This window comes from Alteromonas alvinellae, from assembly GCF_902705805.1.
In genome coordinates, this window is record NZ_CACSIH010000191.1 from 1 (window position 1) to 270 (window position 270).

A 270-nucleotide genomic window follows, 5' to 3' on the forward strand; every position below is an offset into this window, starting at 1 on the left:
CTGCTCTTACCGTTGCGACTGTTTGATGACGTGGACTTTTGATGTTTCTCGTAGCCAAGATGCTCATCCATTTCTGCGTTCAAAGCCGCTTCAACGGTGATTTTCTTCAACATCTGACTAAATTCGTTAAAGTCCTCAGGAGTTTTAATTCCCTTGGCCGCTTCCTTTGCGAAAGCTTCAAGCTCTTTCTTATTCATGTTCATCTGCCTATCCTTAACTCTCTATAGAGTAAATTGAGATAGGCAGTTACACAAAATTAGTTACAGTCTC

The 270-nt window shown here is 41.1% G+C and carries 1 protein-coding gene; it reads right to left on the reverse strand.

The window, feature by feature from the left end:
- Positions 1 to 197, reverse strand: a 197-nt coding sequence (locus ACX5KA_RS13900) for a transposase (RefSeq protein WP_458731458.1), incomplete at its 3' end; no start/stop codon positions are given.
- Positions 198 to 270 lie beyond the last annotated feature (73 nt).